The organism is Mesorhizobium sp. WSM4989 (assembly GCF_029625795.1).
Lineage (GTDB): Bacteria > Pseudomonadota > Alphaproteobacteria > Rhizobiales > Rhizobiaceae > Mesorhizobium.
On record NZ_JARTVN010000002.1, the window covers coordinates 735,779 to 754,265 of the forward strand.

General features: G+C 63.7%; 15 protein-coding genes and 1 pseudogene. 11 read left to right on the forward strand and 5 right to left on the reverse strand.

Annotated features, from left to right (window positions below):
- Positions 1–179 precede the first annotated feature (179 nt).
- Both P9217_RS16280 and P9217_RS16285 read left to right on the forward strand, forming a co-directional pair.
- Complete coding sequence (locus tag P9217_RS16280) at positions 180–1,097, forward strand: neutral zinc metallopeptidase (RefSeq protein ID WP_127215858.1); 918 nt, start codon at positions 180–182, stop codon at positions 1,095–1,097.
- Positions 1,098–1,241: 144 nt separating this feature from the next.
- Positions 1,242–2,509: pseudogene (locus tag P9217_RS16285) on the forward strand (TCR/Tet family MFS transporter).
- A gap of 190 nt (positions 2,510–2,699) precedes the next feature.
- On the opposite strand, the gene carA reads toward P9217_RS16285, so the two are convergent.
- Positions 2,700–3,902 (reverse strand): glutamine-hydrolyzing carbamoyl-phosphate synthase small subunit, encoded by a 1,203-nt coding sequence (carA, locus tag P9217_RS16290; protein WP_278087267.1) that lies wholly within the window; start codon positions 3,900–3,902, stop codon positions 2,700–2,702.
- A gap of 270 nt (positions 3,903–4,172) precedes the next feature.
- On the opposite strand from carA, the gene P9217_RS16295 reads away from it, so the two are divergent.
- The gene (locus P9217_RS16295) at positions 4,173–4,622 is read left to right on the forward strand and encodes a GatB/YqeY domain-containing protein (protein WP_095779703.1); all 450 of its coding nucleotides are present in this window, start codon (positions 4,173–4,175) and stop codon (positions 4,620–4,622) included.
- Between the two features lie 9 nt (positions 4,623–4,631).
- Here P9217_RS16295 and P9217_RS16300 read toward each other — a convergent pair whose 3' ends face one another.
- Positions 4,632–5,621, reverse strand: a complete 990-nt coding sequence (locus P9217_RS16300) for a hypothetical protein (protein WP_278087268.1) — start codon at positions 5,619–5,621, stop codon at positions 4,632–4,634.
- A gap of 292 nt (positions 5,622–5,913) precedes the next feature.
- Here P9217_RS16300 and P9217_RS16305 point away from each other — a divergent pair, with 292 nt between their 5' ends.
- Together P9217_RS16305 and P9217_RS16310 are read left to right on the forward strand one after the other, a co-directional pair.
- Positions 5,914–6,624, forward strand: coding sequence for a DNA helicase (locus P9217_RS16305; protein WP_067326775.1), 711 nt, complete (start codon positions 5,914–5,916; stop codon positions 6,622–6,624).
- 51 nt (positions 6,625–6,675) lie between these two features.
- Positions 6,676–7,233, forward strand: a complete 558-nt coding sequence (locus tag P9217_RS16310) for a GNAT family N-acetyltransferase (RefSeq protein ID WP_278087269.1) — start codon at positions 6,676–6,678, stop codon at positions 7,231–7,233.
- A 27-nt stretch (positions 7,234–7,260) separates the two neighbouring features.
- On the opposite strand, the gene P9217_RS16315 is transcribed toward P9217_RS16310, so the two are convergent.
- Entirely contained in the window at positions 7,261–7,650 is a 390-nt protein-coding gene (locus P9217_RS16315) for a DUF983 domain-containing protein (RefSeq protein ID WP_245322256.1), read from the reverse strand.
- A 105-nt stretch (positions 7,651–7,755) separates the two neighbouring features.
- Here P9217_RS16315 and P9217_RS16320 point away from each other — a divergent pair, with 105 nt between their 5' ends.
- Positions 7,756–9,132 carry a PLP-dependent aminotransferase family protein gene (locus P9217_RS16320; protein ID WP_278087270.1) on the forward strand — a complete coding sequence of 459 codons (1,377 nt, stop codon included), beginning with the start codon at positions 7,756–7,758 and terminating at the stop codon, positions 9,130–9,132.
- Positions 9,133–9,158: 26 nt separating this feature from the next.
- Here P9217_RS16320 and P9217_RS16325 read toward each other — a convergent pair whose 3' ends face one another.
- Both P9217_RS16325 and P9217_RS16330 read right to left on the reverse strand, forming a co-directional pair.
- Complete coding sequence (locus P9217_RS16325; protein WP_278087271.1) at positions 9,159–10,340, reverse strand: MFS transporter; 1,182 nt, start codon at positions 10,338–10,340, stop codon at positions 9,159–9,161.
- A gap of 256 nt (positions 10,341–10,596) precedes the next feature.
- Entirely contained in the window at positions 10,597–12,261 is a 1,665-nt protein-coding gene (locus tag P9217_RS16330) for a Na/Pi cotransporter family protein (protein ID WP_095801609.1), read from the reverse strand.
- A 362-nt stretch (positions 12,262–12,623) separates the two neighbouring features.
- Here P9217_RS16330 and P9217_RS16335 point away from each other — a divergent pair, with 362 nt between their 5' ends.
- The 5 genes from P9217_RS16335 to P9217_RS16355 all read left to right on the forward strand — a co-directional run bounded on the left by P9217_RS16335 (position 12,624) and on the right by P9217_RS16355 (position 18,475).
- The gene (locus P9217_RS16335; RefSeq protein WP_278053492.1) at positions 12,624–12,986 is read left to right on the forward strand and encodes an RcnB family protein; all 363 of its coding nucleotides are present in this window, start codon (positions 12,624–12,626) and stop codon (positions 12,984–12,986) included.
- Positions 12,987–13,124: 138 nt separating this feature from the next.
- Complete coding sequence (gene dnaG, locus P9217_RS16340; protein ID WP_278087272.1) at positions 13,125–15,077, forward strand: DNA primase; 1,953 nt, start codon at positions 13,125–13,127, stop codon at positions 15,075–15,077.
- Between the two features lie 422 nt (positions 15,078–15,499).
- Positions 15,500–17,530 (forward strand): RNA polymerase sigma factor RpoD, encoded by a 2,031-nt coding sequence (gene rpoD / locus P9217_RS16345; protein WP_066994612.1) that lies wholly within the window; start codon positions 15,500–15,502, stop codon positions 17,528–17,530.
- A 203-nt stretch (positions 17,531–17,733) separates the two neighbouring features.
- Entirely contained in the window at positions 17,734–18,027 is a 294-nt protein-coding gene (locus P9217_RS16350; protein WP_066994615.1) for a GYD domain-containing protein, read from the forward strand.
- A 67-nt stretch (positions 18,028–18,094) separates the two neighbouring features.
- Positions 18,095–18,475, forward strand: a complete 381-nt coding sequence (locus P9217_RS16355) for a DCC1-like thiol-disulfide oxidoreductase family protein (protein WP_189413658.1) — start codon at positions 18,095–18,097, stop codon at positions 18,473–18,475.
- Positions 18,476–18,487 lie beyond the last annotated feature (12 nt).

The following is an 18,487-nucleotide window of genomic DNA, read 5'->3' on the forward strand; positions in this document are numbered from 1 at the left end:
AGACCGAGGCCGAAACCGGTCGAAACAAAAGCTCTGAATTCTCCTCCCATCTGGAGCCGGACGCGCGGTCTTTTGGTCAGCAAAAATGCTGTGACTCGGCGTGACCGTTGCGATAATTGTCTGAAGGGGGCGGTCTTCGGCCGGACCTTCCAGAACATCTGCATTGCGAGGAAGTTGCCATGCTTTGGAGAGGCCGCCGTCAGAGCGACAATATCGAGGACGAGCGCAGCGACAGCGGCGGCGGGTTCGGCGGTGGCGGTCCGCGGCAGTTCCGCGTTCCGATCGGGGGGCGAGCGGGCGGCGGCGGCAGCATCATCTTGGTCATTCTGGTGGTTCTCGCCGGATGGTATTTCGGCTTCGATCCATCGCAGATCCTGGGTGAAGGTGGTGGCCTTGTGCCGGGCGGCGGCGGCCAGATTACCGAAGACAGCAGTTCGCCGGACAGCGGCGCGCCCGCCTCGGACGAGATGAAACAGTTCGTGGCGACCGTGCTCGCCGAGACCGAGGACACATGGAGCGGTATCTTCAAGGCCAATGGCCTCACCTACGAGGACCCGAAACTGGTGCTGTTCAGCAGCCAGATCCGGTCGGCCTGCGGCTTTGCCTCTTCGGCGGCGGGACCGTTCTATTGCCCGGGCGATCACAAGGTCTATCTCGACATGACCTTCTTCCAGCAGCTCGACCAGCAGTTCGGCGCCTCGGGTGAATTCGCCCGCGCCTACGTGATCGCGCATGAGGTCGGCCATCACGTGCAGAACCTCACCGGCATCATGTCGAAATTCAACCAGATGCGGCAGGGCATGGGCGAGGCCGAGGCCAATCAGATGTCGGTCCGGGTCGAGCTTCAGGCAGACTGCTTCGCCGGTGTCTGGGCGCACTATACCGCGCAGAAGGGCATTCTGGAGCAGGGCGACATGGAAAGCGCGCTGAATGCCGCCAAGCAGATCGGCGACGACACGCTGCAGAAAAAAATGCAGGGCTATGTGGTTCCGGAAAGCTTCAACCACGGCACGTCGGCGCAGCGGCAGACCTGGCTGGCGCGCGGCTACAAGAGCGGCAAGCTTTCGGACTGCGATACATTCAACAATCCGGTCTGAGCGGCGACGCAGGGCTGCGGCACCGCGGCGGGCTGCCGGGAACTGATGTCAGGATGAGGCAGTTGCGGTCGTTCGCTTATTGTTCCGGCCGGCTGGCTCGCCTATAAGAGCCTCCCGTCCAAGGCGGCCGAGGAGCTTGTCACCATGATCGACCCCAAGACCGCCAAGCGGGGCCTTGCGCTCGTTTTCACGACGCTGCTGCTCGACGTCATCGGCTTCGGCATCATCATGCCGGTGCTGCCGGCCTATCTGCAGGAGCTGACCGGCGCCGGCGTAAGCGAGGCGGCTATCGAGGGCGGCTGGCTGTTCTTCGTCTATGCGGCGATGCAGTTCTTCTTCGCGCCTGTCATCGGCGGCTTAAGCGACCGTTTCGGGCGGCGGCCGATCCTGCTTGCCTCGGTGCTCACCTTCTCCATCGACAATCTGATCTGCGCCATCGCCTGGTCCTATCCGATGCTGTTCATCGGACGCGTGCTCGCCGGCATTTCCGGCGCCAGCTATTCGACGACGTCGGCCTTCATCGCCGACATCTCGAACGACGAGAACAGGGCCAAGAATTTCGGCCTGCTCGGTATTGCCTTCGGCGTCGGCTTCGTCATCGGCCCGGTGCTCGGCGGACTGCTCGGCACGTTCGGGCCGCGCGTGCCGTTCTATTTCGCCGCCGGGCTCGCCTTCGTGAACTTCCTCATCGCGATGTTCTTGCTGCCGGAGACGCTGGACGAGCAGCATCGTCGCCGCTTCGAATGGAAACGCGCCAATCCGGTAGGCACGCTGATCCAGATGCGCAACTATCCCGGCATTGGCTGGATCGGGCTGGTCTTTTTCCTGATGACGCTCGGCCACATGATGTATCCGGCGGTCTGGTCTTTCGTTTCAAGCTACCGTTATGGCTGGAATGAGCAGCAGATCGGCTTCTCGCTCGGCGCCTTCGGCCTTTGCGGCGCGATCGTCATGGCGACGGTGCTGCCGCGCGTCATCCCGAAGCTCGGCGAATGGAGGACCGCCGCGATCGGCCTGACCTTCACCGCGCTCAGCGCCTTTGGCTACGCGTTTGCGACGCAGGGCTGGATGATCTACGCGGTGATCGTCGCCGGCTGCCTGGAAGCACTCGCCGACCCGCCATTGAGGAGCCTTGCGGCGGCCAAGGTGCCGCCTTCGGCGCAAGGCGAATTGCAGGGCGCGATGACCTCGATCTTCTCGATCACCTCGATCATCACGCCGCTGCTTTATACGCGATCTTTTCCTGGTTCACCGGCCCAAGCGCGCCGATTGAATTCGGCGGCGCGCCCTATGTGCTCGGCGCGGTTTTCCTCACATTGGCGGTGATCGTCTTCGTGACGAAGGTCGCCAAGCCGACACCGAAGGAGGTCGAGCGCATGCACGCGCAGGAAGCGGTGACCGACGCGGCTTAAGGCGTGTTGATAGTCGGGTGATGCCGGCCTGTTAAATGACGGCTTCCTGCGCTTCCAGTGCGCACGACCCAAAAGTACGGTCCGCTCCGGTTCTCGGACCCCGCCCAGTGTGGTCGCTTCGCGCCCGTCTTCGACTCCGGCCCGGCCTGGCCCGAATCTCAATACGCCTTGGAGTGGGTTGCGCTTTGAGCTAGGCGCGCTCGGCCAGGGCCGGCGCGCCGCGCCGCTCGCGAATGAGATTGACGAAGCGGCGGAAGAGATAGTGCGAATCCTGCGGCCCGGGCGAGGCCTCGGGATGGTGCTGGACCGAGAACACCGGCCGGCCGGTCAGCGCGATGCCGCAATTCGAGCCGTCGAACAGCGAGACGTGGGTTTCCTCGACGCCTTCGGGCAGCGAGTCGGCGTCGACGGCGAAGCCATGGTTCATCGAGACGATCTCGACCTTGCCGGTTGTGTGGTCCTTCACCGGATGGTTGGCGCCGTGATGGCCCTGATGCATCTTCTCGGTCTTGCCGCCGAGCGCCAGCGCCAGCATCTGGTGGCCGAGGCAGATGCCGAACACCGGGAGATCGCTTTTCAGCAGGTCCTGGATGACCGGCACGGCATATTTGCCCGTCGCTTCCGGGTCGCCGGGACCGTTGGACAGGAAGATGCCGTCCGGCTGCATGGCCAGGATCTCTTCCGCGCCGGTTTTTGCCGGCACGACGGTGACCTTGGCGCCGAGGCCCGCAAGCAGGCGCAGTATGTTTCGCTTGACGCCATAATCGATGGCCACGACATGCAGCGACGACTCGTCCTGCTCGCCGAAGCCTTTGTTCCAGGCCCAAGGCGTCTCGCGCCAGACCGAGGATTGGCCCGAGGTGACCTCCTTGGCGAGGTCCAGCCCGATAAGGCCCGACCAGGCGGCGGCGCGCCGCTTCAGGTCGTCGAGGTCGAAAACGCCATCCGGTGCATGGGCGATCACGGCGTTGGGCATGCCTTTCTCGCGGATCAGCACGGTGAGAGCGCGAGTGTCGATTCCCGAAAGCGCGACGATGCCGCGCCTCTTCAACCATTGGTCGAGATGCCCGGCCGCCCGGTAGTTGGAGGGGTCGGTGACATTGGCCCTGAAAATCGCGCCGACAGCACCCGCGCGGGCAGCTGGATGCAAATCCTCGATATCCTCGCTGTTGGTGCCGACATTGCCGATATGCGGGAAGGTGAAGGTGACGATCTGGCCGGCATAGGAGGGGTCGGTAAGGATCTCTTCGTAGCCGGTCAGGGCGGTGTTGAAGCAGACTTCGGCGACCGCCGATCCCGTGGCGCCGAGGCCGCGGCCTTCGATCACCGTGCCGTCGGCGAGCACCAGAAGGGCGGTCGGCTTTTCGGTGGTCCAGGGGGCGGTCGTGGCCATGGCGGCACTCCTAGAGGCTGCTTCCGGACCATTCCGTTGGAGGGACGGCCCGCACAGCAAACGACGCGCGGCGGCGAACTAGCGAGCCTGCGCGCAACCAAAGTTTCAGTTCATGCGAGGCTCAGTACATAGGGGATGGCGGCAAAGCGGTCAATGACGCTTCCTCCGAGCGGAATCGTTTTATTTCGCCGAGCAAAATCAACGGTTTGCCTGGATTTGCCTTGAGCGTCCGGCGAAGCTATTGTCCGCCGCGATCGAAGGAGAAGCATCATGCGCGAGAAAATCGCCGAATCCATGAAGAGCGCGATGAAGGCGCAGGACAAGCATCGGCTGCCGACGCTCAGGCTGATCCAGGCCGCCATCCACGACCGCGACATCGCCAATCGCGGCGCGGGCAAGCCGGCGGCGAGCGAGGAAGAGATCCTGCAGATCCTTTCCAAGATGGTGAAGCAGCGCGAGGAATCGGCCAAAGCCTTCGAGGACGGCAAGCGGCCGGAACTGGCGGCGCAGGAGCGCGGCGAGATGGAGATCATCCGCGAGTTCCTGCCGGCACAGCTCGACGATGTGGCGATCACGGCGGCGGCGCGCGAGGCGATCGCGGCGACGGGTGCCGCCAGCCAGAAGGACATGGGCAAGGTGATCGGCGCGCTGAAGCAGAAATATGCCGGCCAGATGGATTTCGCCAAGGCGAGCGCCATCATCAAGGGGCTGCTCCAGTAGAAGACCGGCTCAGTTCTTGCAGATCGGCGCCGGCTGCGGCGGCGGCGCCGGATGGTCTTTCTTGTACTGCGCGATGATCGGCTCGAGGGTCTTCTTCGGCCAGAACTTCGGAGAGCCGATTTCCTTCAGGCAGGAAGCGTTCCAATAGACGCCCGCAGCCGACAGCGCTTGGCCGGCGGCCTTGGCGCGCGCCACAGCGGCGATGTCGCGCGATTCAGGATAGATGTAGAGCGTGGTCGGGTTGTTCTTCACCAACGGGATGATCTGCTCGGCATCGGCCGGCGACCAGCTGGTGCAGCCATTGCTGCGGCCGCCGGCATAATTCACCAGCCTGCCGAACGGGACGAAGCCGTCATGGTCGGCGTAGGAGCTGTTCGGATCTTTGCGCAGGCACATGCCCCTGAGCAAGGCTGCCGGATGGCCGCCGATCACGCGCTGCCTGGCGTTGGCCGCTTCGCCTTCGCCATCGAACTGGATGAAGGTACGCATGAACACCGCGTTCTGCGCACCGACGCGATAATAGCCCTTGAAGGACGTCTTGGTCTCGGCGGTCATGTAGGCTCCGCCTGCCGTCAGCTCCGAATCCATCGCGTTGCCGAAGTTTTTCGCGCAACGCCTGCCATTGGAGAAATCGGCAACGCCTTTGAGATTGCGGCCGCCGCCATGGCCCGAAGAAACCGCTCGAAAGAGCTGCTTGGCCTCGCAGATGATATAGTAGCGTTGACCAAGCACACTGTTGCCCAGGTCGCCGGGCCGCGTTGCATCCATGGCGAAGTAGCAGGGGTTGCTGACCGAACCTTCACTGACCTTCTTCTGGTAGAGGGCGCGCGCCCGCTCCAGCACGACCTGCGAGATCTGACCTTCGTTGTCGCCGACATGGCGCTGCAGCCAGTCCGGAATGTTCGATGGGCGCAACGCCGCGAACGAGCCGACCGATGCCGTCAGAGCGGCGAGGACGAAGAGGACGGCGGCACCAAGCGGAACAGATATCAACCGCACCGGATTAATCCCCCCTCGAACTGGTATCGCTTGTGGTGAATCACCTGCGCCAATCATAAGAGCATAGCGTCGATGGGCGAAACACTTCTTGTCTAGTGCGCTCTGCCGAAGCTGGCGCATCTGCGATTTTCGACAGGCAAGAAGTTGGCTACTATCTGATTCCGGCGCGCCCACGCCTCCTCCCTCCGTTGGGAAAGCATTGTTCATGCAGGGCATTCGATCGCTAAACCGACTGTTCGAGCATCGGCATAAGGAGGGATTGCGAAGACTGCTCGCAATAGGAGGTTTTTCGATGCGGCTTTCCGCACCCGTCTATCATCTGAAGCGCCAGGCGAGGTTGCTGTCGCGCAAGGAAAATGTTCCCCTTCATGAGGCGCTTGACCGCATGGCCTTCAAGGAAGGCTTTGGCAGCTGGAGCCTGCTTGCGGCGAAAGCCGCCGAGGCCGCACCCGCCGGGAGGCTGCTGGCGCAACTGATACCCGGCGACATGGTCCTCGTGGCGGCCCGGCCGGGTCAGGGCAAGACGCTGATGAGCCTCGAACTCGCCGTGGCGGCCATGAAGCAGGGCAGTCGCGCCGTATTCTTCACCCTGGAATACATGCATGCCGACATCCTCGACCGGTTCCGCGACATCGGCGTCGACCCTGCCGTTTTCGACCATCTGTTCGAGTTCGACAATTCCGACGCCATCAGCGCCACCTACATCATCGAGGCGTTGGGGTCGGCGCCGCGCGGCACGCTGGCGGTGATCGACTATCTGCAACTGCTCGACCAGAAGCGCGAGGATCCCGAGCTCATGGTCCAGATACGCGCCTTGAGATCGTTTGCCCGGGAACGCGGGCTGGTGCTGGTCTTCATCTCCCAGGTCGACCGGTCATACGATGCGTCCAGGAAGCCGTTTCCGGACCTTGACGATGTCCGGCTGCCGAACCCACTCGATTTATCGCTCTTCGACAAGATGTGCTTCCTCAACAAGGGCGAAATCCGCTTTCAGTCAGCTTGAGGGCGATCCTGACCGGGGCTATGCCTCCGATCTCGCAAAGGACACGGCTTCATGGTCGAAATCGTCAAACCGGCGCTCGAGCATCTGCCATCCTACAAGGCGGCGCTGGAGCGCGGCTGGTCGCCGGACAATGTGCGGCTGCTGGAGGCTACGCGCGAGCAGCTTGAGGCGATCGAACAGGATCCGGCGGCATTCCTTGCCGGCCTTGACGATCCCGAAGCCAAGGGGCCGCCGATCGCGCTGCCGGACGGCACAATGGTGCCACGCCTGCCGGGCTTCCGGCGCTGGATCTGGGACGGCGAGGCCGCCGGCTCGATCGGGCTTCGCTGGCAGAAGGGCACGTCGGCGCTGCCGCCGCACGTGCTCGGCCACATCGGCTATGCCGTGATGCCATGGAAGAAGGGGCGTGGCTATGCCACCGAAGCGCTGCGGCTGATGCTTCACGAGGCAAGGGCGGTCGGTCTCGACTATGTCGAGATCACCACCGATCTCGACAATCTTGCATCCCAGAAGGTGGTGCTCGCCAATGGCGGCATTCTCGTCGGGCGGTTCGCCAAAGTCGCCGCCTATGGTGGCGCGGAGCGCCTCAAGTACCGGATCGACCTTTAGGTCTCAAGGCAAGCGAACTTGAGAACCTTATTCGCCTGGCCTGGCCAGTCTTCCTTCTGCGGCCTTGTAGTAGAACTGGCTCGCGACAAGCCAGCCTTTCAGCGGCCTGAGCGGCGGAATGCAGGTCGCAAGGATGATCGGCACCGAAACGAAGGCGTGGAACCACATGGATGGCTCGAACGTCACCTGCGCCCAGACGGCGAACAGGACGGAGGGCACGCAGGCAAAGCAGATGACGAAGAAGGCGGGTCCGTCGGCCGGATCGGCAAAAGAATAGTCGAGTCCGCAGACTTCGCATTTCGGCGCCAGCTTCAGAAATCCGTCGAACAGCCGGCCCTCTCCGCAACGCGGGCATCGCCCGCGGATGCCGACCCGCCAGGGTTCGAGGTGGGGATAGTGCGCGTCGTGCATGGTCATCACTCCAGGACCTCGCATGCATTCGATCGGCCTTGAGGTCACGCATACATACTAATATGATTATTGTATGCATACAATGCGACAAAATGTATGGATACCGGTGGCATGAACAGTGAAGGGGACCTCAGCTGGCTTTCTCCCTTGGCGGAAGACTCACAGCCGCTCTATCTCAAGATCGTCGAGGCGCTTGCGACTGCCCGCTCGATCGGGCGGCTGCAACCGGGGGACAGGCTGCCGCCGCAGCGAGAGCTTGCCCGCTTCCTTGGCGTGGATCTGACCACGGTCACCCGGGCGTTCACCGAAGCCCGCCGCAGGAACCTGATCGATGCAACGGCCGGTCGCGGCACCTTCATCACGCCCGGCGAGCCGGAAGAGCCGATCCTCGATCTGAGCATGAACATTCCGCCGGCGCCTTCGGGCCTGAGCCTGCCGGCATTGATCCGGAGCGGCATCGAGGGACTGCTCAAACGTTTCAGCGCCGAAGCACTGCTTTCCTACCATCCCGGCCCGGGTTCTCCCGCGGAACGCGCCGCCGGCTCGTATTGGCTTGCCGCAGCCGGCGGCAGGTTGCCTGTCGAGCGCGTGGCTCTTGGTTCGGGGGCGCAGGCGCTGCTCGCCGCCGTCCTTCTGTCGCAAACCCGTGAGGGCGATACGATCCTCACCGATACGCTGACCTATCCCGGCCTGATCGCGCTGGCGCAGGCCACGGGGCGAAAGCTGGCTGGGGCGGGACGCGACGATGACGGCATGCGCCCCGACCATCTGGAGGAAGCGGCGCGACGATATGGCGCCCGCGTCCTCTATCTCAACCCGACACTTCACAATCCGACCACGCTCACCATGCCGGAGGGCCGGCGCCGGGATCTGGCTCGGATGGCGGGCAGGCTTGGCCTGGTGATCGTCGAGGACGATCCCTACAGTCCCCTGCAGACCGCTTCACCGCCAGCCTTCCTCAGCCTGGCGCCGGACCGGACATTCCACCTGGCTACGTTGGCGAAATGCATCTCGCCATTTCTGCGCACGGCGTTCCTGGCGGCGCCTGACGCGAAATCCGTCGAGCGGATCGCGGCGACAATCCGGGGCACCACCATGATGGCGCCGCCGCTGATGACGGGGCTCGCCTGCGAATGGGTGCGAAGCGGCCTGGCCGGCGAGATCACCGCCGCGGTGCGTGCCGAAGCAGAGGCCAGGCAGACGATCGCGCGCAAGATCCTGCCGGCCGGTTTCGCCTCGACGGAATCAAGCCTGCATCTTTGGTATCCGCTGGATGCGCGATTGCGTTCATCGAATATCGCCGAGATCGCACGCCGTCGCGGATTGGCCCTCAGCCCGGCGGAAGAGTTCTCCGTCGTGCCCAGTGCCGCTGATGGCTTGCGGCTGGCGTTGGGTGCCGCATCCAGCCACGAAAGGCTGGAGGAGGGGCTTCACGGTTTGATGTCGATCCTGTCGGGCGGCTCTGGCTCCTTGCGTCCTCAGGTCTGAGCCGGCAGAGCGGCACGCCAAAGGCTCTATTCCGCCGCAGCCGGCAACGGCGGCGTCGCCCGGCTGCGCCATTCCCAAGCCTGCGAGGCAAGCGCGACCGCCAGGGCCACCAGCATGGCAAGCGCGCCGGCGACCGGCAGGCTGCGATAGCCAAGACCGGCATTGAGCATCGCAGCGCCCAGCGAGGCAGCGAGCGCGATGCCGACATTGAAGCCCGAGGGAATCAGCGACGAGGCAAGGTTCGAGGCGTCTGCCGTCCAGGCCAGGATCCGGGTCTGGATCGGCGCGCCGATGGCGAAGTTGAGGCCGCCCCATATGACGATCGCGACGATCATCGGCACCGGGTAGGGACTGACCGCATAGATGACGCCAAGCATTACCGCCTGCAGGAAAAGCATGGCGATCAACGACGGCATCAGCTTCCAGTCGGCAAGCTTGCCGCCCAAGAGAACGCCGATCGTCGCGCCGACGCCGTTGAGCAGCAGCACAAACGGGATCAGGCTTTCGTGGAGGCCGGTGACTTCGAGCAGCGTCGGCGTGATGTAGGTGAAGAGGCCGAACTGGCCGATCATCAACATCAGCATCAGGATGAGCGAGGTCCAGACCTGCTGGCGCCCCAACACGCGCACCTCGCGCGCGAGGCCGGCGGGCCGGTTGGCGGCGCCTGCCGTGCGGGGCAGCAGCGCAAGCATGGCAACGATCGCGATGACGCCCAGCGCGCACATCACCCAGAAGCTCGCCCGCCAGCCCCAGAGACCGCCGATCGCGGTGCCGGCCGGAACGCCGATAACGTTGGAGACGGTCAATCCAGAGAGGATGACCGCGACCGCCCGGCCGCGCTGGTCCTCGCGCACCAGGCCGACCGCGACCACCATGGCGACGCCGAAATAGCAGCCATGCGCGACTGCAGTGGCAATGCGCAGGAGAAGCATCGAGGTGAAATCGGGCGCCAGCGCGCATGTGGCCTGGCCAAGAGTGAAGGCAATGGTCAGGGCGATGAGCAGCGACTTTCGCGAGACCCTGCTGGTTGCGAGCGCCAGGAGCGGACCGCCAATGGCGATGCCGCAGGCATAGCCGGAGACGAGATAGCCGGCGGTGGGCACGGAAACACCCAGACCCTGCGCTACCTCCGGCAGCACGCCGGCGATGACGAATTCAGTCGTGCCGAAAGCGAAGGCGGCAATGAACAGGGCAATGAGGGGCAGCATGGCGCGGACAGCGATCCCGAATGAGCTGGCCTCAAACCATGGATGGACGCTACGGGCAATGCAGAAATTGTCGATGCCGCTTTAGGTTTTCTTGACCGGGTTGGGCAGTGGTCTCGACTGGCCCTCTTCGTGCCGTACGGGCGCTCAGTCGGAGCCGTCATCAATCTCACCGTCACCTAGCCGACGGATGCGAGGATTGAACGGAGGCTAATTGTGTGCGGGCCGGTCGGTCGATGCTAGCTCGCCTTCAGCGATGCTAGCTCGCCTTCAGCCGCGAGCCGCCGAGCAGCCCGCGCTCCTCCAGCACCGGGTAGGCCATGGAGGCGAGCAGCGAATTGATCTGCTTGAGGTCGCGGATGGTGTCGAGATGGATCGAACTGGTCTCGACGCTTTTCGCGGTCCCGTCGCGCAGCCGCACGAAGTGGCTGGCGCTGGTCTCTTTCTCGCGCTCGCGCAGCAGGTCCTTCTCGAGCACCAACTGGCGGGCGGTTTCCGGGTCGCGCGAGACCAGCACGTTGAAGGCAAGCCGCGCATTGGCCAGAACCGAGGCATGGAAAGCGCAAAGCTCGCGCCAGCCCTCGGGCGTGAATTCCAGCCCGCGCTCCAGCTTCTTCCTGACATGCACAAGCATGTTGCGCACGATGATGTCGCCGACCTGCTCCAGCTTAACGCAGGCGCCGATCAGTTCCTGGCAGCGCAGCGCCTCGTCCTCGCTCAGGGGGTTCTTGGTGACCTTGGCCAGATAGAGCTTGATCGCGGCGTGCTTCTGGTCGACCCGGTCGTCGAGCGCGGCCAGCGCCTTGATCTTGCCGGCGTCGGCGCTCTCATAGAGCTCGATGATCCGCTTCAGCATGATCTCGACCGTCTCGCAGACCCGGACCACCTCGCGCGTGGCGTTGGCCAAGGCCTGGCTTGGCGTGTCGAGCGCGCTCTCGTTCAGCGCCGACAGTTCGACCACGTCGAGCGCTGCCGCCGGTTCGGGCTTAGTACCGAGCGCCACGATCTTCTCCGAAGCGCGATAGACGAGGCCGGCGAGCGGCAGCCCGGCAAGCAGGATGATCACGTTGAACAGGATATGGGCGTTGACGATCTGGCCGGAGGCCGTCGTGCCGAGGAAGGAGAAGTGCGGCCTGAAAATCATGAACAGGATCAGCATCACGAGCGAGCCAAGCCCGCGCATCAGAAGATTGCCGATCGGCACGATGCGGACTTCCGCCGCTGCCGAGCGGGTGAGCATCGGCGCGATGATCGAGGAACCGAGATTGACGCCCAGGATCAGGACGACGCCGAGCTCCGGAGTGATCAAACCCCGGCCGGCGAGCGTGGCCATGAGCAGGACCGCCGCGATGCTCGACTGGAACAGCCAGGTGATCAGTGCCGCCAGCAGGTAGGAGCTGATCGCATCGCCGGAGAAGTAGTCGATGATGACCGGCATGAGCTGGCTGTCGCGCAACGGCTCGGAAGCTTGGCCGATCATCTCCAGCGACAGGATCAGAAGGCCGATGCCGACAAGGATGCGGCCGGTCTGACGCCAATCGCGGCGCTCGGTGGCCATGAACATGATGGTTCCTGCGACCAGGCACAACGGCACCACGAGCGACAGATCAAAGGTAAGAAGCTTCGCGACCAAGGCCGAGCCGATCTCGGCGCCGCGCACGGCAAGCTGCCCGGCGGCGCCCGACACGATGCCGGCGCCGGCGAAGGAGCCGACCAGCAGCGTGACGGCGGTTGAACTCTGCAGCGCGATCGCGAGGCCACAGCCGGCCAGCACCGCCATCAGCGGCTTGCGCATGGTGGCGCGCAGCCTGTGACGCAGCACATCGCCATAGGCGCGCTCGACACCGGTTTTTACCATGCGGGTGGCGAACAGCATCAGCGCCACTGCGCCGGCAAGGTGCAGAAGGACAACGGATCCGCTCATGCCGAGCCTCGCAACGAGGCGGCCAGGAAGCGGAAAAAGGTGCGAATCGCAAGCATTTCGAAGGTCGAGACTAAAGCAGTTTACATTAGCCGGATAATAAATTTTACCCGATTCGGCCGACATTCGGCACACGACGGCGTGTGTCGGAAATGGATAGAAGGTGCTTTGGTTGCAGATCGCGGTCGGACAGGCGGCAAATGTCGCGTCGACGCGAAGCCTGGGCTTGAACCGGTTTCTGTAAATTGGTGAAGCTGCTTGCGTAACCAACGGAAATCATTACGGAATTGTAACCAAGGTGTTCAGTTTCGGTTCATGCCAGCCGGAATATCTCCTTGCCTATCGACAACCAAGGAGCACTGACCATGAAGCGTCTCATACTTTCCACCGTGACCGCCGCGATGCTGACCGCTTCGGCCTTTTCGGGCCAGGCCGCGCCGCTCGTTCAGCCGAGCCCGCCGCAGTCGACCTACACACAGGTCGACTGGCAGAAGCCGGGCCGGCATGTCGAGAAGCGCGTCGTGAAGAAGAAGGTCGTGGTGAAGCGCAGCCATTGGCGCAATGGGCAGAAGTATTCCAGCTGGAAGCGCCATCAGGCGGTTCGCGACTGGCACCGTTATGGGCTGCGCCGTCCCGGCCCCGGCCAGGAGTGGATTCGCGTCGGCAACGACTACCTTTTGGTCAGCATCGTCTCCGGTATCATCTTCGGCGCGATCGCCGCGCACTGAGCGGGGAATGGTCCGAAAGACGGGAAGGCGGCCGCGCGGCCGCCTTCTTTTTGTCTGTGAAAAGCGGGTACGATCGGGCTTATCGAGTCGTCGCGCCCAAGCGGCTTGATTATATGGAGGGTAAACGAGCCTTTCCCGATGCGCTTTCCACCCGCCTTCCTCGACGAGATACGCGACCGCGTGCCGATTTCTTCGGTGATCGGTCAACGCGTTTCCTGGGATAGGAAGAAGTCCAACGCATCGCGCGGCGATTATTGGGCGTGCTGCCCGTTTCACGGCGAAAAGAGCCCGTCGTTCCATTGCGAGGACAAGAAGGGGCGCTATCACTGTTTCGGCTGTTCGGTCTCGGGTGATCATTTCAAGTTCCTGACCGAGCTCGACGGCATGAGCTTTCCCGAAGCGGTCGAAAGGATCGCAGAGATGGCCGGCGTGCCGATGCCGGTGCGCGACGCCCAAGAAGAAAAGCGCGAGAAGGAACGCGCCAGCCTGACCGACGTCATGGAGATGGCGACGGTCTTCTTCCAGGAGCGCCTGCAGGGACCGGAAGGCGCCAAGGCCCGCGCCTATCTGCGCGACCGCGGTCTGACGCCGGCGACGCAGCAGTCCTTCCGGCTCGGCTATGCGCCGGACAGCCGCAACGCGCTCAAGGAATACCTCGCCGCCAAGGGGGTGCCGAAGGCCGATATCGAAGCCTGCGGACTGGTCCGGCATGGCGACGACATCCCGGTCTCCTATGACTGGTTCCGCGACCGCATCATGTTCCCGATCCCGGATTCGCGCGGCAGGATCATCGCCTTCGGCGGTCGGGCGCTGGCGCCGGACGCTTTGGCGAAATACATGAACTCGCCGGAGACCGAGCTCTTCCACAAGGGCAACGTGCTCTACAATTTCGCCCGCGCCCGCAAAGCGGTGGTCAAGGGCGGCACGGTGATCGCCGTCGAAGGCTATATGGATGTGATCGCGCTGGCACAGGCCGGCTTCGAGAATGCCGTGGCGCCTCTCGGCACGGCGCTCACCGAAAACCAGCTCGAGCTTTTGTGGCGCATGGCGCCGGAGCCGGTGCTTTGCTTCGACGGCGACCAGGCCGGGCTGAAGGCCGCCTGGCGCGCCGCCGACCTCGCGCTGCCGTCGGTGCAGCCCGGGCGCTCGGCACGCTTCGCGCTGCTGCCCGAAGGCAAGGACCCCGACGATCTGGTCAAAGCGGATGGGCCGGACGCGTTCCGCGCGGTGCTTTCGGAAGCGCGGCCGCTCGCCGATCTTCTGTGGATGCGCGAGACGGCCGGCGGCGTGTTCGATACGCCGGAGCGGCGGGCGGAGCTCGAGAAGACGCTGCGCGAGCTTACCGGCCGCATCCGCGACGAAAGCCTGCGCTACCACTATCAGCAGGAGATGCGCGAGCGCGTCCTAATCTTCTTCGGCTCGCAGCGCGGCGCGCGGCAAGGCCTACACGGGGGACGCCAGGACGGCCGGCCAGGCGAGCGCGGCAGAGGTTCGGCGCCAGGCGGGGCGTTTGGCCGGAGCGCTGCGGGCGCGCGCACCGCCATCACCGAAAGCCTCGGCCGCTCGGCGCTGGTCAAGCGCACGGGCGAGGCCATGTCGGTACGCGAGGCGACGATCATCGTGGCGCTGGTCAACCATCCGCCGCTGATCGACGAGAATTTCGCGCATGTCGAATTCCTCGATCTTGCCAATTCGGATCTCAGGCGGCTGCATGCAGCCATCCTCGACGCGATGGCGCATGACGCGGCCGACGACCGCGACGCAGTCATCGCCACCATCGAGCGCGCCGGATGCGGCGACATCTGGGAACGCGCGGTGGCGCTGATCAAGCGGGCGCGGCAGTGGCCGGCGCTCGAAACCGCGGGACTTGACGATGCCCGGGACGCCTTCAACCAAGCGCTGCACTTGCAGCGCAGCGCGCGCACCTTACATAGGGAGCTGAAACAGGCGCAGGCGGCGCTCGATGCAGACCCGTCGGACGAAAACTTTCGGCATCTCGTCGAGATTCAAGCGCAATTCAACGATGTACAGGCAACGGAAGCGCTGATCGAAGGGTTCGGCGTTTCGTCGGGCAGGGCTGGGCGTGCTTAGGCCCAGGTCGGCCCGAAATGAAGTGGAAATGCTCAAGGCGCGTCGATTCGACGCCTCTAAGTCGGGCAATTGATTCGCTTTTTTCATGCGAATCATGCCAGAGGCGCTTGACCTTCTGGCAGATTGGCGGAATCAGGACGATTCGAAACGTTAACCGTGCCCGGCGTCGGTGGGAAATTTTGAGCGATGTAAGGTTCTGGCGACTGGACAGGCAAGAGGCCTGCCACAGATACCAGGGTTAATCTGGACTTAATGCATGTCGCCCAAAAGTGGAACCGGTTTTGGGGCAACGACAGGCAGCAAACAAAAGAGATGATGCGGTCACTGGCCCGGTAAGAAGCGTTCTGGGGCGAGCGCATCCGGTTTGACCGGTCCGGCAGCTTACGCGGCTTCGATATTCGGCCGCTTGGAGACGACAAAGAATGGCGACAAAGGAAAAGGAAGAGGTCGAGACCGAACGTGAAGGCGCCACCGATGGCCCGCTGCTCGACCTTTCCGATGATGCTGTCAAGAAGATGATCAAGGCCGCCAAGAAGCGCGGCTATGTGACCATGGACGAACTGAACTCGGTGCTGCCCTCGGAGGAAGTGACATCCGAGCAGATCGAGGACACGATGGCCATGCTGTCCGACATGGGCATCAACGTCGTCGAGGACGACGAGCAGGGCGAGGAGGCGGAAGGCGGCGACGCGGGCGCCGACTCCGAGGAAGACGCCAACGAGCTTGCCGAGCAGACCGGCACCGCCGTTGCCACCACGACCACCAAGAAAGAGCCGACCGACCGCACCGACGACCCGGTGCGCATGTATCTGCGCGAGATGGGCTCGGTCGAGCTTCTGTCGCGCGAGGGCGAAATCGCGATCGCCAAGCGCATCGAGGCCGGCCGCGAGACGATGATCGCGGGCCTGTGCGAGAGCCCGCTCACCTTCCAGGCGATCATCATCTGGCGCGACGAGCTCAACGAATCGAAGATCCTGCTCCGCGAGATCATCGACCTCGAGGCGACCTATGCCGGCCCCGAGGCCAAGCAGGCGCCCGTTGTCGAACGCGTCGAGGAAGCGCCCAAGGCCGAAGAGAAGCCGCGCGGCCGCTCGGCGGCGCGCGAGGAAGAAGACGACATCACCAATGTCGGCGGCGACACGCGCGGGCTGGAAGAAGAGGAAGACGACGAGGACGAGGCAAGCCTGTCGCTGGCCGCGATGGAAGCGGAACTGCGCCCGCAGGTGATGGAGACGCTCGACGTCATCGCCGACACTTACAAGAAGCTTCGCAAGCTGCAGGACCAGCAGGTCGAGAACCGGCTGGCGGCTGCCGGCACGCTTTCGCCCAGCCAGGATCGCCGGCTGAAGGAGCTCAAGGAGCAACTCATCAAGGCGGTGAAGTCGCTGTCGCTCAACACCGCGCGCATCGAAGCGCTGGTCGAGCAGCTCTACGACATCAACAAGCGCCTGGTGCAGAACGAGGGCAAGCTGCTTCGGCTCGCCGAAAGCTACGGCGTGCGCCGCGAGGAGTTCCTCAAGGAGTATCAGGGCTCGGAGCTCGATCCGAACTGGACCCGCTCGATCGCGAATCTCACCTCGCGCGGCTGGAAGGAATTCACAAAGAACGAGAAGGACGCGATCAAGGAACTGCGCGCCGAGATCCAGAACCTCGCCACCGAGACGGCGATCTCGATTCTGGAATTCCGCAGGATCGTCAACCAGGTGCAGAAGGGCGAGCGCGAGGCCGCGATCGCCAAGAAGGAAATGGTGGAAGCGAACCTTCGGCTCGTCATCTCCATCGCCAAGAAATACACCAATCGCGGCCTACAGTTCCTGGACCTGATCCAGGAAGGCAATATCGGCCTGATGAAGGCAGTCGACAAATTCGAGTATCGCCGCGGCTACAAGTTCTCGACCTACGCGACATGGTGGATCCGGCAGGCGATCACCCGCTCGATCGCCGATCAGGCGCGCACCATTCGCATTCCGGTGCACATGATCGAGACGATCAACAAGATCGTGCGTACCTCGCGCCAGATGCTGCATGAGATCGGCCGCGAGCCGACGCCGGAGGAACTGGCCGAGAAGCTCGCAATGCCGCTCGAAAAAGTGCGCAAGGTGCTGAAGATCGCCAAGGAGCCGATCTCGCTCGAAACGCCGGTCGGCGACGAGGAGGATTCGCATCTCGGCGACTTCATCGAGGACAAGATGGCGATCCTGCCGATCGACGCGGCGATCCAAGCCAATCTGCGCGAGACGACCACGCGCGTGCTGGCTTCGCTCACTCCGCGCGAGGAGCGTGTTCTGCGCATGCGCTTCGGCATCGGCATGAACACCGACCACACGCTGGAAGAGGTCGGCCAGCAGTTCTCGGTGACGCGCGAGCGTATCCGTCAGATCGAGGCCAAGGCGCTGCGCAAGCTCAAGCACCCGAGCCGCTCGCGGAAGCTGAGAAGCTTCCTGGACAGCTGAGCGGAAACGCAACATACGAAAAAGGGCGCCTCGGCGCCCTTTTTCATTTCCACCTATTTGTTATGCCGCCTTGCCGGGCTTGCTCAACAGGAGGATAATTTCAGGGTCGGATGCATTTGTGGGCGACAAGCCGGATGCCCGCCCCGGACGCCGGTCGCAACTGCCAGGCGTCGCGCTCCGTGGCTCCCGGTGAGAGGTGTGCCATGACAACCTACATCGTGCTTATCAACTGGACCGAATTGGGCGCCAAGAACGTGCGGGAGTCGCCGAAGCGGCTCGATGCCGCCAAGAAGCTGCTCGGTGAAATGGGCGGATCGTTCAAGGCATTCTATCTGACGATGGGCGAATGCGACATGGTCGCCATTGTCGAAGCGCCGGACGATGCCGTGCTTGCCCGTTTCGCGCTTATGTTGTCGTCGGGCGGCAATGTCAGGACGCGGACGATGAAGGCGTTTCCGGAATTCGCCTACCGCGAGATCATCAGTTCGCTGGGGTAGAGCGCCGGAAACAGCCCGGCTCGATGCTGATATTGCGGTGCCGCGCTCGGTCGCCGATAGTCGCGCGATGCCTGAGCCGTTGCTGACTGTCTGGTACAACACACGCTGCCCGGTCTGCGATGCCGGCATCAACCGCCAGAAACGGCGGCTGATTGAAGCGGTCAAGTCCGGCCGCGTCGAATTCCGCGACATTAATTTCGAACCGCAAGCGCTTTCAGCCTTCGGCGCCTCGCTCGAGGATGTCCGCCGGCGGCTGCATGCGACCGATGCCGAGGGCAAGCTGCTGGTCGGTGCCGATGTGGCGATCGCCGTCTGGCGGCTCACGCCTGGCGAGGGATGGCTCGCCACCCTGTTCGGCAATTCGGTCGTGCTGCGGCTGACGCGCTTTGTCTATGATCGGTTTGCCGATCTTCTCTACGCCTGGAACCGCCGCAAAGGCCGCTGGTAGGCTGTTTTCGCG